Genomic DNA, 16,310 nt, shown 5'->3' on the forward strand with positions numbered 1-16,310 from the left:
TTTATGACCCCATTGCTCTAATTAGTTGAAGCAGGTTGGATTCATAACCTTCGAGCAAATTTTTAATTGCATAAACATAAAATGGAACAAGACTTAAAAGCAGAAGAATTCCAATTCCACTTTTCAATGGCTGTGAAACAAATATAATTTGTATCTGAGGAATTACTCTTGCAATTATGCTTTCAGCAATGTGAATTAGAAAAAATGATACTATAATTGGTGATGCAATTTTAATTGCAATTGTAAAAACAACAAAAGAATATTTAATTATAAGCTGGTAAATCGATGAATTAACAACATACTTCCCAATGGGAACTACTTGAAAAGATACCACAATACCACTGATTACATAATGATGTCCATTAATCAAAATGAAAATCAATATTGAAGTATAATACAAAATTTCACCAATGATATTACTTTGAATTTCTTCCATAGGATTTAATACTTCAGCGAGCATCAGTCCCATATCAAATCCAATATAAGTTCCTGCATAAGCAACTCCCCAGAAAATAAAGTTCATCACATAACCTATTATTAATCCGGTAATCAATTCTCTTATTGAATAGACAACAAGAGTAATTAAATTTATGTCAACAATTATTTTGCTTTTATCAATTGTCAAAAAAGTTATATAAGCAATAATTAGAGCTAAAAAAATTTTTGCCAGAACAGGAGTTGAATTGTGTGCAAAAATTGGTGCAGAAAAAATCATTCCTGCAATTCTCATAAAAACAAAAAGAAGAATTATAAAATCTGCTATTAAAATGTTTGTCATTTTATTACTGTCAGAAACATTGTAAACATTTTATTCGTAAGTGCTGTAAGTTTATCAACAATCCAGGGCAAAAGAAAAATTATCACAACAACTGTTGCAATTAATTTTGGAACAAAAGTCAATGTCATTTCTTGAATAGAAGTTGCTGCTTGAAATATTGAAATAAAAATTCCAACAATTAATGAAACACCGAGGATTGGCAGTAAAATTATAAATGCAGTAAAGAAAGCATCTTTTAATACTTCAATAATTACTTCTTCAGTCATTATGAAAAACTCCTGACAAGTGAACCAATAATTAAATTCCAGCCATCAACAAGAATAAAGAGTAAAATTTTAAATGGCAGTGATATCATCATTGGAGGCATCATCATCATTCCCATTGACATTAAGATACTTGAAACAATCATATCAATCATCAAAAATGGGACAAACAGGAAAAAGCCAATTATAAATCCTGCTCTTAATTCACTTAAAACAAAAGATGGAATTAAAACATAAGTTGGAAGTTCACTTCTGTTTTTAGGTCTTGGCATTTGAGATAAGCTTACAAACAGTTCCATATCTTCATCACGAGTATTTTTGAACATAAATTCTCGTATTGGTTCAATTCCCTTGTCGTATGCTTCTTTAACAGTAATTTTATTATCCATCAATGGTTGAAGTGCCTGTTCATTTACTTTTGACCATGTAGGAGCCATTATAAAAAATGTAATAAACAATGCAATCCCAGCAAGCAATTGAGAAGGCGGCATTTGCTGAGTGCCCATAGCACTTTTCAAAAAATGGAATACAATAATTATTCGTAAGTATGATGTGGTCATTATGATAATAGAAGGAGCAAGGGAAAGAATTGTCATCAATAGAAGTATCTGAAGCGTTACCGAAACATCTTCTCCTTTCGTAGCGGTGCCAATATCAAGATTAATTTTTGGGAATGGAATTGTTTGAGCTTGAGCAAATAAATTACCTGCGGTTAAAAATGTCATAACAAAAAAAGTTATCAATAAAAATTTCTTTTTCATCTTATACCTAAATTCTGCTTCAATAAATCCAAAAAAGTTTTTTTGACTTCACCTTGAATCAAATCGTCATCTAATGACGGAGAATAATCATACTCTTTGAGTAATGTTATACTGTTTTCACTTATTCCAAGCAATAAAATTTTATCCTGAACTTTTACAACAGATAAATATTTTTTAGGCATTATTAAATGATTATTAATTACTTCTATCTTTAGTAACTTCGATCTTTTACCATTAATTGAAAAAGAATATTTTCTAACCATTAAAAGAGCAAAGAAAAGAAGCCCGAATATTAAAATTAATGGCAAAAATGTTTTTATAATATCTAAGAATGACATTAATAAATATCCTTAATTCTTTGTGCTGGGTCTACAAGTGCAGTAATTCTAATTCCAAAATGTTTATCAATTACAACAACCTCACCTTCTGCAATTTTTTTATTGTTGACAAATATATCAACTGGTTCACTTGCTAATTTTTCCAGTTCTATTACATAACCTCTTTCGAGTTCAAGGATATCTTTAATTTGCATTTGAGTTCTGCCAAGTTCAATGTAAACATTCATCTGAAGGTCTTTGAGCAAACTAAGCTTTTCTTCAGCTCCTCCCATTGTTCTTGTTGAATCATCAAACTCGTCAAATTGAGCTAACGATGCCTGGAAATTATCTTCAATGTTTTCAAAGTTATCCATAGTGTTATTGGTTGTGTTATTTTCGTCCATAACAACCTCATTTAGATTTTTTTTCAAATACTTTTTCTGTGACTTTTACTGCTTTGTGATTATTTGAAATACCAGCTCTTCCTAAAAATAAAATTCTATCGCCAGTTTTTACTTTTATATCTTCGTCAATTTTATTCTTTAGCTTTATAATATCTCCAACTTCCAATTCCATTAATTCTTTTAGAGATAATTTTGTAGTACCAAATTCAACTCTTATTGGAATTGATGTTCTGGTTAAATGATTAGTCAATAATTCTCTTGAAGTAACTCCAAAATATTTCGTTGCACGTATAGATGACAATTTTTGAGTTGTCATCTTTGCTAAAATGCTGTCGAAAGCAAATGTAGCAAAGCAAATATTCATCAAGTAAGATTGCTCGCCAATAACAATTTCAAATGTGATTAAAAGTACTGATTCGCTCTGAGATGTTATTTGAGCAAAGTCTATATCAGGTTCAAATCTTTCAACAACAAATTCAAGGTTATCAATTATTTGCCATGATTTGTTCAAATCATACATTACTCTGTCAACAATTACACGAAGAACTTTTTGTTCAATTGGTGTGATTACCTTTACCTGTTTTGTTCCTGTTCCGCTTCCTCCCAATAACTTATCTACAAATAAAAATGCCAAATCATTATTAATTTCTAAAATTCCTTTAATATCAGTGTTTTTGATTTCGAATGTAAACAAACAAGCAGGATTTGAAACCGATAAAACATATTCTGAATAATAAATCTGGTCTACTGTTGCTACATTAATGCTTACCGTTGTTTGCAGTTTAGTAACAAGAAATGATGTAAAGCTTTCAGCAAAATTATCGCAAATGCTTCTTATAATACGAAGCTGATTTTTGGAAATTCTATTCGGCAGCCTGAAATCAAAAAGAACTGCTTCTTTTTCAGAACTTTGTTCAATCTTCTGCTCCTGTCCACTTTTAAGATTATTGAGCAGTTGGTCTATTTCCTGTTGCGATAATATTTCTGCCATAATTATTGTAAAATATATTTGCTGAAATAAACATTATTAATTTTTACATCTGGCATTAATTGATTAATTCTTTGAGAAATTTCCATTCTCAATGTGTCGCGATAAACTGCATCACTTAAGTGTTGTAAGTCTTTGCTGCTGAGAACTGAAATTATGGCATCTTTAACTAATACTTCTTTTTCTTTCAGTTCTTTTTGATGTTGTTCTGTGAGAAGGTCGAAGCCAATGGAAGAAAGAAGAAGTCTTTTACCATCTGTGCCGGCTGGGTTAATTATTAAGTCTTCTACTACATAAACATATTTTCCTAATTCTGCATGCTGAACAGAATCAGTTCCATTGGCTTCGCCTGTCTCTACGGAGTCTGTTGCGACAGAAGAGGTGTGTGATTGAATTTTGGGCAATAATATATTTGCTGTTATAAAATAAACAGCAATTAATTGAATTATAAATAAAGGCAATCCAATTAATAATATTTTTGAATTGAATCCTCTGGATTCTTTGATTCTCTCTTCTGCCTTTTCTACGATATTTTGATTGTTCATCTCTTCCATAGTGACAATGATTTTTCAATTCTAATGCCACTAAAAATCATCAAAAATTGTAATGTTATAGCAGGCAGGCAAGATTTTATTGGCTAATATTAAGCAGTTGGATAAGTTTACAATATTTTTTTCTCGCAGATTTCACAGAGATTTGTACTGATTATTTTCTGCGAACATCTGCGATAATCCGCAATAATCCGCGATATCTGCGTGAAACTTATTATGTCATTCTGAGGAATCCGCCATTATTTTTTTCCTGTCATTCTGAGGAGTCTCACCGTTAGGTGGACGACGAAGAATCTAATCTTTTTTTAATAGATTCTTCCTTGCCTTCGGCGAGTCAGTATGACAGTGTTATTTCTTTCCTGTCATTCTGAGGAGTCCCACCGTTAGGTGGACGACGAAGAATCTAATCTTTTTTAAGAGATTCTTCCTCGCCTTCGGCGAGTCAGAATGACAGTGTTATTTCTTTCCCGTCATTCTGAGGAGTCCCACCGTTAGGTGGACGACGAAGAATCTAATCCTTTTTTAAGAGATTCTTCATCCGCTTCGCTCCATTCATAATGACAGTGTTATTTCTTTCCTGTCATTCTGAGGAGTCCCACCGCTAGGTGGACGACGAAGAATCTAATCCTTTTTTAAGAGATTCTTCCTTGCCTTCGGCGAGTCAGTATGACAGTGTTCTTTCTTTCCTGTCATTCTGAGGAAGGGGTGTCTAAAAAGTAATTTTTAATAATATCTGTGAAAATCTGTTAAAACCCGTGTTATCAGTGTTCTATTTAAAAATCTTACTTTTTAGACAACCCCTTAAAATCAATTATCTAATTAAGTTAGTAATTTCTTGAAGCATTGTATCTGCTGTTGTAATTACTCTTGCATTAGCCTGAAAACCACGCTGCGATATAATCATCTTGGTAAATTCTTCAGACAAATCAACATTCGATTGCTCGAGAGCACCGGATTGAATCGTAGTAACAGAATTTTCGCCTGGAGTATCAATTCTCGGGTCACCGCTGTTTGCAGCTACATTGTACATATTATCACCAACACTTACCAAAGCATTCAAGTTTCTAAATGTTGCAACCATAATTTGAGCTAACTTAAGTGAATTACCATTTGAGAATATTCCAATAATATTTCCATACTGGTCAATGTTAAGATTGGATAAAGCTGCAGAAGCAGACCCATTTTGTGAAAGTGCTGCAATTTGTGAACTCAAGTTTGTTTGAGTAACTCCTGCTGTCCCTTTACCAAAGTCTAAATCAACAATTTGAACTTCTGCACCTGTAGCTGGTGTAAATGTAATTTGTGGAGTTGGCGGTGTAGTTGTAACCTGATTACCAGCCTGCCATATACTTTGAATTTGTCCACTTGCATCAAAATAAATTTCACCAAATGCATTTGGGCTTAATGTTCCGCTTGTTGTTGGCACACTAACTTTCCAGCTCCATCTGTTATTATCAATATGTTCAAATGTTATAGATAAAGTATGTGAATTCCCAAGAGAATCAAAAATTGTTACTGCACCTAATACTGGCTCTGGAACTTCGCCTTTATCAACTCTGCTTATTGGATTTGTAGTGGCATTTAAGTTTGTTAAAGAATTCAAATTAATTTTGAAATCAAGCTTATTTGTTGAATTTGAGAAATTAACATTAGTTTCACTGCCATCTTCTATTCCAGTTAATAATCCAGTAATTGAATCGAAGGATAATTTTATTTTACCATCACCATAAGGGGAAGCTAACGGTTCTGAATCGTCATCATTACTTGCTGTATTTTCATTATTTACTAATAATCCGTCACTATCAAAAATTTTATAATAGTAATACCAATCAGAACCATCAAATTCATAATAATTTACTAATGAGAATTCTTTACCATCTTTACTATAAATTTTATTCCCTGTAACTGGTTGAACAGTTCTATCAATACTTGAACTTCCTGCTAAGTTGGTAATTTCTGTTAAATCAATTTTGAATTTTAAATCTTGGAAGTCGGGCTCATCATCATCATTTGCATCATATAATCCAATATCAACAATATCAGTTCCATCGAATTCAATTGATTCGGTTTTATCATTTGCAGAAGAAATACTACTTTGTTGAGAATTATATAATTGATACTTCATTTCCCATTTACTTGAAACGGAATTATACTCAAATTTATAGTATAAATAATAAGGTTGATTTTTATTATCGTAAACAAGCATTTCCTTATAACCATCAACTATATCTGTATCACTCGAGCTTGGATTGGGATATGGTGTTGTTGTATCTGAACTGCTTAAGTTTCCAAACATTTTTAGGTTATAAGTATAACCATCATCAGGGTATCTTGAATTTATAGGTGCAGTATTACTTAAGTTACCAACTAAATCTACAACATCAGTTCTAATTGTAGGTGAACTGCTTTGCAAGTTACCACCCCATGAAACATTCGTAGTTTTTACTGCAGGTAATCTCATGTTTTTATCAATTACAATATCCTGCAAAGTTGTTCCTGGAGGAATTTCACCCAAGCCATTTGCAATTTTACCTTGAACAACTGCGCCGTTTTGAGGGTTAACAAGTTTGCCGTCTGCATCAAAAATAAATGCACCGGCACGGGAATATAGCTGCTGACCATTGCTCTTTAATATGAACAATCCTGGTCCCTGCAATGCTAAATCTGTAGTTATACCAGTTCTTTCAAAAGTTCCCTGGTTCCAGTTGCGGTCAATTGAATTAATCTTGGTACCTAATCCAATTTGAAATGAATTTGTTCCACCAGTTGATGCTGTTGGATTAGTACCAGCTTTAACAAACTGATTGAAAGTATCACTAAAAGTAACTCGTGAACCTTTGTAACCAATTGTGTTAACATTAGAAATATTGTTACCAATAACATCCATCATAGATTGATGGTTACGAAGACCGGACACTCCGGCAAAGAGTGAGTTTAGAAGTGCCATATTTAACCTCCTTTAGATTTTTTGATTCGGCTTCAGTCAGTCCACCGAATCTGGAGCGTCCTCGGAAGGTCCCGCTCCATTGTTTATTACTTTAGTTAATTAAAATGCAAATACTACACTATCAATATTTGTAAAAACACTTTCGTTCGAGTTTTCGACCTCGATTGCAGTTACAACAGTACGATTCGGAATATTGACAATAAATGCAGTGTTATTCATTAATATTAAAGAATCACGCGAACCTTTTGCTTCTGCTTTTTCTACAGCATCTTGAATCTTTGCAATTTCTTCTTCACTTAATTGAATTTTTCTGGATTCCAATCTTTTCATAGCATGATTCGAAAATTTAATTTTCTCAAGCTCTTCCTTAAATATCGAATCAAAAGATGCTTTAACCGGGTCACGGTGATTCCTTACCGAATCGCTGCTGCCTGTAATCGGAATAAATGGAACAGATATTCCATTAATTTCCGGCATTAATTATCACCTCCCTTTTTATTGATTATTTCAAGTATATCTCCAGCTGAATATTGAGCACCATTAATAATTAGAAGTGTTCCATTTTCTGTATACTTTATTCCATCAATTAATCCAAGAACATACGATGTAACATTTACACCATTATCTTTATAATCACTTGCTATCACTTCGAACTTATAATCCCCATTAATTACTTTTTCACCATTATTATCGGTTAAATCCCACAAAAGTTTATTGCTGCCTTTTCTATTAGAAGCTTCAATTGATTTAATTAAAGTTCCATATTGATTGTAAATATTTACTTTTACTGATTTAACACCTTCAGGCAAATCATATCCAATGCTAATATTTTCTTGTCCATTCACTTGAATTTCTTTCGAATTTACTTTTACTTCCTTACCAATCAAATTTGCAAGCATAGTATTGTTAATTGATTGAGTAAGCATATAATTTGCATCTATACTTTGCTTTAGATAGGAATTTAAATTTGTTATTTGCTCGAGTGAACTGAACTGTGCTAATTGAGCAGCATATTCAGTTCCATCCATCGGATTTAAAGGGTCTTGATTTTTTAATTGAGCAATCATCAGCTTTAAAAAATCATCTTTCCCCAACACACTTTTGTTCGAAGATACTGTCGTAGTGTTCGAATTGTTATTAACCCCGCTTACCATTTTTTGCCTCTCATATTAAATAATCATATGTGTTATAGCCCATCAATTTCTTTGTTGATGGAGCTTTTGGATTTTCTACTTTAATTTCTTTACTGTAAGATTTTGAGTAAGATTTTTTCTTGATATTAGAATTTCTTAAAGATTTTTGTTCATAATTTCCTAAGCTTACATTGACATCATTTAGTTGAATTCCTGATGACTGCAATGAATTTTTTAATTGCTCAATATTATTCTGTATTAATAGCTTAACCTGTTCATTCTCAACTTCAATATTTGCACGCAGTTGATTTTCTATAAAGTCAATCGAAAGAGTAAGTTTACCAAGATTTTCTGGACTTAATTGAAACGTAATGCTTTGTTTGTTTCCGCTGTTGATATATTTTGAAAGTTCTTCCCCAATTTGATTGGCATTAATTACTTTTATTGTTTCTTTTAAATTCCCAAATTCATTCTGAATTTTGCTCTTTAATGTATTTATCTGATTATCAGTCAATTCAATTTTGGAACTTGAATTTTCATGAGTACTTGCCTGTATATTTTTAGATAGTTCTTTTGTAACCATTTGTTCAGATTTACTTATATTTTTTTCAAAATCTTCAGCTATTGATTCTGCCTGCTGTAATGTTTTCTTTGTTCCTTTTTCATCTTTACTGCCTTTAGAAAAATTAGTTTCGTTTGAGCTGTAAGTTTGGTTTACTTTAATTTCATTTATTCTTAAAGATTGAGAATCAACATTTTCATTTAATCCGGGTTTATGAGTCAAATTAATTTGATTTGTATTTACATCGACTTTATTATTTTCATCTAATTTACTTGTATTAATTGATTTTGTTTTATCAGAAACATCTGATGTTTGATTCTTTTTATTTTCATTTATGAATGACTTTAAACTTACTTTCGAAAAACTTTCAATTAATTTTTCTGGCTGTGTTTCTTTTATCTGTTCAGAACTCTCAGAACTTGCATTTTGATTATTATAAACTTCATTTGAATAAGATTGACTCTTGAAATTTCCTGATGTTTTAATATCTCCTTTTTGACCAGCATTTTTTACTTCAATTTTTATGCTTTCTACATTTAATTCATTTATTTTACTTTCGAATTCATTTGCAGCAAATTCATTTTTAACCTGAGTAAAATCTTTTTTATTAACATCTGCCGATTTATTATCGATGACTTCTGGATTAAACTTCTTTATATCCTGCTCAGCCGCATCTTTAATAACTCTTACTTTGGAAAATTTCCCTCCAGTTAATAAACGAAAATCTATTTCAGAACTTGTGGAAGGAATAAAACTACTTTCTTTTAATGGATTGACTTTATTGAAAAGATGAATGGAATTATTAGAAGATTGCTCGAACTCTTTTTTTATATCTTTTTGTTGAGCATAAGAATATTCATCAACAATATTTTTATTCTCTTTAATTTGATTTAATCCATTTGCAGAATCATACTTTTCTAAATTGATAACATTATTACTTTCGTCATATGTTTTATTAAATTGAACTTGATTTGACTTTTCATTGGCTTCAGATCTTTCAACAGGATTAATAACACCTGCAATTTTTGATGAATCAACTTCATCATTTGAAATAAAAACTTTTGTTTGTGTATCACTATTTTTTTCTAAGGATAAATTTTCATTAAAAGTGTATGCTTTAACATCTTTGCTTGGCGCATAAATAAAATTATTATTTTCAAATGATGTATGAATTACCTCCAATTTATAATACTTTACTTCAGAATTAGTATCTAATTGATTTTCTATAGTCGTATTTTGCTCTGCATACTCATTTACTTTTGTTTTATCTAATTCATAAAAATTATTAAGGACTACATCATAGTTCTGATATTTATTCGAAGCAATGAAATCATTTTGCGATTTATTTCCCAGAAGCTTTTTATTGAATTTATTCTTGTTCTCGTTCGAAGGGTCGGTGCTTGAAATTGTTAATGTTAATTTTTCTCCATTTGTTTTAAGAGTAACATTAAAAATATCTTTATTATCAATTGATTTAATTATTGCTTCAGGATTAAAGCCAATAAAATCATATTCACTTGAACCAAAAGAATTAGTTTGTTTGTTCTTTATTTCTTTTTCGTTGAGATATACAATATTTGAATCCTGGGAGTCATTGGTTTTAGAAAAATCTTTTTGTTTGAGCGACTCATTAATCTTATTAAAAAACAGTTCTAAGTTTTCGTTATCAAGAATAAAAATTTTTGAAGTAATATGAGCTGAATTAACATTAACTGAACTGGAGTTTGATATAAGAGCAATATTTTCTAATAATTCTATTGCCTGCTGAATACCTTCAACGGTTTCTTTATTTGATTTGGTGATAGTTAAATTCTTCAAATCATTTATATCAAGAAGTATCTCTTTTTCTGTAGAATTTATATTCGACTGGTTGGAGTCAAGTTCTTCTTCACAAATCTTAATGATATCTGAGAATAAATAATTTTTGTTAGAATTACCCGATGAACTTAAAAAGTTCTTATTCTCAATTAAAAATGTTTTATCAAAAAATAATGGATTAAAGTTCATCATTGCACACTAATTATTCTATTTGCCACTTCTGGTTTAAGTTCTGCAATTATTTCTGCTGCTTTTTTCTTCTTCATCGAAAAGATTATATCTCTTGCTATATTATCGGAATAACTCTGAATAATTTTAGCAGCTTTTTTCGAATCCATTGCTTCATAAAGTTTTACTGTATTTTTAATCCAGACCTTGTAAGCACTATCTTTTTTTATTGCTTCTTTATTTTTATCAGGTTGAACATTGACCGGAACTACCTGTTTAGCTTCTTTTTCTGCTTTCAATCTTTTTAATTCTTCCAGCAAAATGCGCAAGCTATCAATCAATACAGAATCTTTTACATTCATTGATAAAACGTCATAAGCTGATTTTTCTTTATAAGCTTGAAGAGAGTCAATGAGTTCTTTTCTCAACTTTGAAATATTTTTACTTAAGTTAACTGGTGGTACATCTGATTTAGTTGCTTGAATATTACTTACTGGAGTAAAATCAAATGTAAATACATTTCTGTAATTTGATGCTGCATAAATCATTAATAATGTCACGATAATAAATGCAGCTGTAAATGCAAATCCATAAATAATTTTTTCTTTCACGATTCTTTCCTGTTAAAATTATTTATAGCAATTTCATTCAGTTGTTTTAGTTCTTCTCTATTTGATTCAAATAAAAAATCTTCATATTGTTTTTCTTTTAATGCTTCGAGTATTTTTTTTTCTTTCTTACGTTCAAGTAATTCATTTAATTTTTGTGACTTCTTGATATTCCAATCTTCTATTTTTCTTCCCAAATTCGAAATTTCTTTTTCTAATGTCCTGCAAAGTGATTTTGCGCTTTTATAATCAATTGCTTTTATCTTTCCGCTGCTAATTTTATCTCCAAGTATCTTTCTCTTTGTTATTAATTTCTTTTTTTCATCTTCGAGTTTTTCAATTTCTTTTTCTATTTCTGAAATTTCTTTTAATATTTTTTTTTCAAGTACTTCTTTAATTCTTAAAATTGATTCATACTTATAAACAAACTTCGACATCAGTTATCCATTATGTGATATAATTTATCTATAGTATCAGGATAATTTGCTTTTTCAAAAATATCCTGCTTCAGAAATGTTCTTAATTGATTAATTTTGCTTATAGCTCTGTCAATTTGCGGATTGCTTCCTTTTACATAAGCACCAATGTTAATTAAATCTTCTGCTTCTCGATAAGTTGCAAGCAATTCATTAAATGCCATAATTTTTTTATAATGTTCCTGGTCAATAATATCAGGCATAACTCTGCTTACACTTTGAAGAGTATCAATAGCAGGATAATGGCCTTTATTTGCAAGTTTTCTTGAAAGAACAATATGTCCATCAAGAATCGAACGAACTGCATCTGCAATCGGTTCGACCATATCATCCCCGTCTACAAGAACTGTATAAATTCCAGTTATTGAACCGCGTTCAGAATTTCCTGCACGTTCGAGAAGTTTTGGAAGTATAGCAAAAACAGAAGGTGTATAACCTTTTGTCGTAGGCGGTTCTCCTATAGTTAATCCAATTTCTCTTTGAGCCATAGCAAAACGAGTTACAGAATCCATCATGAGCATTACATCTAAACCCAAATCTCTAAAATATTCAGCTATAGTTGTTCCAACATAAGCACCTTTCATTCTAATTAATGGGGATTTATCACTTGTTGCTACAACAACTACTGAACGTTTTAATCCTTCTTCACCAAGATCTTTTTCTATGAATTCGCGGACTTCTCTTCCTCTCTCTCCAATAAGAGTAATAACATTTACATCTGCACTTGTATTTCTTGCAATCATACCAAGAGTTACACTTTTACCAACCCCACTTCCAGCAAAAATTCCAATTCTCTGACCTTTACCAATTGTTAATAATCCATCAATTGCACGAATTCCTGTTTGAATTGGTGTAGTAATTCTTTTTCTTTCAAGTGGATTAGGTGGTTCACGATGTGCTTCTCTGTATGATGTATAAAAAATTTCTCCCTTGCCATCGATTGGATTTCCAAGTCCATCAATAACTCTTCCAAGTAATTCTTTTCCTACTCCTACTGTAAATCCTTTTCCTGTTGCTTTAATTTCGCATGCAGGAGAAATATTATGAACTTCGCCAAGAGCAATAGATAAGACTTTACCGTTCTTAAAACCAACTACTTCTGATTTACAGATTTCATTTCCATTTTGGTCTACAATTGTGCATACTTCTCCCATTACAACATTTGGTCCTACTGATACAATAATTAATCCAACAACATCAACTACTTTTCCATTTACTTTTAATGTATCAGATTTTGAAATCACTTTCTGATATCGTTCGAGTATGTCACTTACAATATTCATTTTTCTTTCTTAGGAATACTTTCTTCTAATTTTTTTCTTAATTCATCAAGTTGACTTGAAATTCTTGCATCAACATTTCCAATTTCTGTTTCTACAAGACAACCTCCTTTTTCAATTCTATTATCGGGTTCAAATTTTATTTTATTGAAAGAACTGTTATTCAAAAGATTTTTGCTGTATTCATTCAACTTATCGAGGTCATCAGGATTTAATCTAATTTTTACTTCATTTGCTCCTATAATTTTTGAAATTGCTGCTTTGAGATTTTCGTTTATTAAAGTCGCAATTTCAATTTCACGTTGAAGTATTTTTTTAGAAATTTCATACGCAGTATTAATTACAAGGCTTTCAAAAGCAGTTTCAAATTCTTCCATTCTCTGGTCGTATGCAGAAAGTATGTTAAAAACCTCTTCGTATTTTTTATAAAGTTTTTCAGAAAATTCTTTTTCTAAATCTCTTCTTAATTTTTGCTGACCATCATTAAAACCTTTCTTATACGCATCTTCAATTCTCTTTTGTATTGATTCAGCTTCCCTTTCTTCCTGAATTGACTCTTCACCAGAAAGAACTTTTACAATGGGTTTAGCTTTTCCTGCAGTAACTTTCAGAACATTAGACATAAACTTCTTCTGGACCTCCTCTAATGTTAAGAGAAATTTCACCAGCTTCTTCAAGTGCTTTTATTACATCAATAATTCTTGCCTGAGCTGCTTCAACTTCTTTTAATTTTACCATTCCCATGTATTGTAATTCTTCTTTTAATAAATCAGCAGCACGTTCAGACATATTCTTGAATATTTTTTCTTTAAGTCTATCATCTGCAATTTTAAGAGCTAAAGCCAAATCTTTTCTATCAACTTCGCGCAATATTTTTTGAATATCTCTATCAGCAATGTTGATAATTTCGTCAAATATGAACATCAGTCTTTTTACTTCATAAGCAACTTCGGGATCTTTATCTTCTATTCGATTAAGAATTTCTTTTGTAAGGGATACATTTAATCTATTTAAAATTCCTGCCAATGTTTTTGGACCCCCAAGTTTTCCAACTGACTGGCTCATCGACAAACCTGCAATTTCATCAACTACATGTTCAATTTGTTTTAATGTTTGGGGAGCTATTTTGCCTAAAGTTGCAATTCTGAATGCCACATCAATTCTTAAATCTTCTGGAAGTTCCTTCAATGCAGCTGCTGTTTGGTCAGGACTTAACTGTGAAAGAATTAATGCCATTGTTTGAGGATGTTCTTTATTCAAGAAATTAATTAATTGTGCAGGTTCAGCTCTTTTAAGAACATCAAAGCCTTTAAGTGTTGTAAGTCTTTTTACTTTTTCAATAATTTCCTGTGCTTTAGGTTTACCAAAAGTTTTTTCTAGAACAGCTTCTGCATAATCAATTCCGCCTTCGAGAACATATTCACGAGCAGTAACCATATTATAGAATTCTTCAATCACACTATCAGCAACTTTTGAAGGAATATTTTTCACTTTTGTGATTTCTGCAGAAAGAACTTCAATATCAGCAGGATCAAGATGTTTCAGAACTGCTGATGCTGCTTCTACATTCAAAGCAACCATCAGCATTGCAGCTTTTTGCATTCCTGTTATTTCTGAAAGCTGATCTTGTTTCTGTGGTGTTTGTACATTTGCATTAGATTTCATATTCATGCATCCATGCGTTTATTAGTTTTGCTGCTTCTGCAGGATTTTTTGTAACATAGTTAATAATTTTTTCCTGTTGATTTTTCTTTAATAAAGCTTCATCAGAAATTTCATCTTCTAAATCACCAATAGGAATAAGTGGCCGTTTTTTAGATGCAGCTAATTGATTCATTAAGTTCGATTCTGATTTTTGCTGCAAAGCAGAAGTTGTTGGGACAACAGCTAAATCGCCTGGATTTATTGTACCTATTACAATTTTTTCTGTTTTTAATTTTTTCATTAAGCTCTTTAGAACAAATATCGAAGCAACAATAGCAATAAGCATAAAGATTACATTTGTCAGTTCATCTGCATTTGGTATTACTGTGTTTTTTTCTTCAAAACCTTCTTCATTTGTCCTTACTTCAAAAGGTATACTGACAAGCGAAAACTGGTCATTTCTGTTAGGGTCAATACCTACAGCATTTTTAACAAGGTCTTCTAATTTTTTAAGTTGTTCTGGTGGTCGAGGCTCATATACAATTTCTGTTTTGTCTCCATTTTTTACTTCCTTCGGAATATCATTAATAACTGCAGCTACACTTAATCTCTGAATGTTACCGCTTCCTTCAATTACCTTTTGAATTGTTTTGCTGATTTCATAATTGGTCAAAGTATTTTCATTGTTCTGTGCAGTAGAATCTTTAGAACTAACTCCCTGATTATTTGATTTAATTGTTTGTTCACTTACTGCAACTTGCGATTCAGGGTCATATTGTTCCATTGTTTTTTCTACCTGGTCAAAATTCAAATCTGCATTAACCTGAACAACAGAATTTCCATAACCAACAACATTATCAAGAATAGCCTGAGCTTTTTTAGCAAGATAATTTTCAACTGATTGTTTTATTTCATATTGTTTTGTTGATGCAAATGCAAGTGGTCCTTCTTCATCTTCATTTGAAAGCATTCTTCCTTTTGTATCAATTATTGAAACTTTGCTTGGTTGTAAACCTTCTACACTTCCACAAATTAAATTAACAATTGATGATATATTTTCTTTACTGATAAATGCTCCATTTCTTAATTTCAACACAACAGAAGCAGAAGGCAGCTTTTCTTCTTCTTTAAAAATTGTTTTTTGTGGAATCACAATATGAACTCTCGCACCCTGAACCCCATCCAATTGTGAAATTGTTCTTGCAAGTTCTCCCTCAAGTGCTCTTTTGTAATTAAGTTTTTGCATAAACTCAGACATCCCCATTGATGTCTTATCAAATATTTCATAACCAATCACACCAGAGCTTGGAATACCGCGACTGGCAAGTGCCAATCTTGTTTCATAAACTTTTTCTCTTGGGACTTTAATAGTTTGCCCACCATCATCAATTTTATACAATATTTTTTGACTTGATAGATATTCCACAACTTTAGATGCATCTTCAGCAGACAATCCACTGTAAAGCGTTGTATAGGTTGGTTCATTCAGGAAAAAAATCATTACAACAAGTAATACTGCTGTAAGCAGTATTCCGCCAATCAACATAAATTTTTGTTTGGGATTAAGTTTATTTATAATTCCCAGCAATGCTTGTAATGGATTTGAATTCAT

17 protein-coding genes are annotated in these 16,310 nt (G+C 31.2%); all 17 read right to left on the bottom strand.

What is annotated here, in order from left to right; translation table 11 throughout:
* Position 1: 1 nt before the first annotated feature.
* A complete protein-coding gene (gene fliR, locus VJY32_RS06615) occupies positions 2-778 on the bottom strand; it encodes a flagellar biosynthetic protein FliR (protein ID WP_353677116.1) in 777 nt (258 codons plus the stop codon).
* Entirely contained in the window at positions 775-1,044 is a 270-nt protein-coding gene (gene fliQ, locus VJY32_RS06620) for a flagellar biosynthesis protein FliQ (protein WP_353677117.1), read from the bottom strand. Before fliQ ends, fliR begins: the two co-directional genes overlap by 4 nt.
* Entirely contained in the window at positions 1,044-1,802 is a 759-nt protein-coding gene (fliP, locus tag VJY32_RS06625) for a flagellar type III secretion system pore protein FliP (RefSeq protein WP_353677118.1), read from the bottom strand. The genes fliQ and fliP overlap by 1 nt, the downstream gene beginning before the upstream one ends.
* The gene (locus VJY32_RS06630; RefSeq protein ID WP_353677119.1) at positions 1,799-2,140 is read right to left on the bottom strand and encodes a FliO/MopB family protein; all 342 of its coding nucleotides are present in this window, start codon (positions 2,138-2,140) and stop codon (positions 1,799-1,801) included. Before VJY32_RS06630 ends, fliP begins: the two co-directional genes overlap by 4 nt.
* Entirely contained in the window at positions 2,140-2,523 is a 384-nt protein-coding gene (gene fliN, locus VJY32_RS06635) for a flagellar motor switch protein FliN (RefSeq protein ID WP_353677120.1), read from the bottom strand. Before fliN ends, VJY32_RS06630 begins: the two co-directional genes overlap by 1 nt.
* Positions 2,524-2,530: 7 nt before the next feature.
* On the bottom strand, positions 2,531-3,514 hold the full coding sequence (fliM, locus tag VJY32_RS06640; protein WP_353677121.1) for a flagellar motor switch protein FliM: 984 nt from the start codon (positions 3,512-3,514) through the stop codon (positions 2,531-2,533).
* A 2-nt stretch (positions 3,515-3,516) separates the two neighbouring features.
* Positions 3,517-4,056, bottom strand: coding sequence for a flagellar basal body-associated FliL family protein (locus tag VJY32_RS06645; RefSeq protein ID WP_353677122.1), 540 nt, complete (start codon positions 4,054-4,056; stop codon positions 3,517-3,519).
* Between the two features lie 817 nt (positions 4,057-4,873).
* Positions 4,874-7,009 (bottom strand): flagellar hook-basal body complex protein, encoded by a 2,136-nt coding sequence (locus tag VJY32_RS06650; protein WP_353677123.1) that lies wholly within the window; start codon positions 7,007-7,009, stop codon positions 4,874-4,876.
* 99 nt (positions 7,010-7,108) lie between these two features.
* Complete coding sequence (locus VJY32_RS06655; protein WP_353677124.1) at positions 7,109-7,486, bottom strand: TIGR02530 family flagellar biosynthesis protein; 378 nt, start codon at positions 7,484-7,486, stop codon at positions 7,109-7,111.
* Positions 7,486-8,163, bottom strand: coding sequence for a flagellar hook assembly protein FlgD (locus VJY32_RS06660; protein ID WP_353677125.1), 678 nt, complete (start codon positions 8,161-8,163; stop codon positions 7,486-7,488). Before VJY32_RS06660 ends, VJY32_RS06655 begins: the two co-directional genes overlap by 1 nt.
* A 10-nt stretch (positions 8,164-8,173) precedes the next feature.
* Positions 8,174-10,714 (bottom strand): flagellar hook-length control protein FliK, encoded by a 2,541-nt coding sequence (locus VJY32_RS06665; RefSeq protein ID WP_353677126.1) that lies wholly within the window; start codon positions 10,712-10,714, stop codon positions 8,174-8,176.
* Entirely contained in the window at positions 10,711-11,301 is a 591-nt protein-coding gene (locus VJY32_RS06670; RefSeq protein WP_353677127.1) for a MotE family protein, read from the bottom strand. Before VJY32_RS06670 ends, VJY32_RS06665 begins: the two co-directional genes overlap by 4 nt.
* The gene (locus VJY32_RS06675; protein WP_353677128.1) at positions 11,298-11,735 is read right to left on the bottom strand and encodes a flagellar export protein FliJ; all 438 of its coding nucleotides are present in this window, start codon (positions 11,733-11,735) and stop codon (positions 11,298-11,300) included. The genes VJY32_RS06670 and VJY32_RS06675 overlap by 4 nt, the downstream gene beginning before the upstream one ends.
* A complete protein-coding gene (fliI, locus tag VJY32_RS06680; RefSeq protein WP_353677129.1) occupies positions 11,735-13,057 on the bottom strand; it encodes a flagellar protein export ATPase FliI in 1,323 nt (440 codons plus the stop codon). The genes VJY32_RS06675 and fliI overlap by 1 nt, the downstream gene beginning before the upstream one ends.
* Positions 13,054-13,677: a FliH/SctL family protein gene (locus VJY32_RS06685; RefSeq protein ID WP_353677130.1), complete on the bottom strand. Its 624-nt coding sequence runs from the start codon at positions 13,675-13,677 to the stop codon at positions 13,054-13,056. The genes fliI and VJY32_RS06685 overlap by 4 nt, the downstream gene beginning before the upstream one ends.
* Positions 13,670-14,719, bottom strand: coding sequence for a flagellar motor switch protein FliG (gene fliG / locus VJY32_RS06690; RefSeq protein ID WP_353677131.1), 1,050 nt, complete (start codon positions 14,717-14,719; stop codon positions 13,670-13,672). The genes VJY32_RS06685 and fliG overlap by 8 nt, the downstream gene beginning before the upstream one ends.
* The gene (gene fliF / locus VJY32_RS06695) at positions 14,709-16,310 is read right to left on the bottom strand and encodes a flagellar basal-body MS-ring/collar protein FliF (RefSeq protein WP_353677132.1); all 1,602 of its coding nucleotides are present in this window, start codon (positions 16,308-16,310) and stop codon (positions 14,709-14,711) included. Before fliF ends, fliG begins: the two co-directional genes overlap by 11 nt.

The organism is Rosettibacter primus (assembly GCF_036860675.1).
GTDB classification, from domain to species: Bacteria; Bacteroidota; Ignavibacteria; order Ignavibacteriales; family Melioribacteraceae; genus Rosettibacter; species Rosettibacter primus.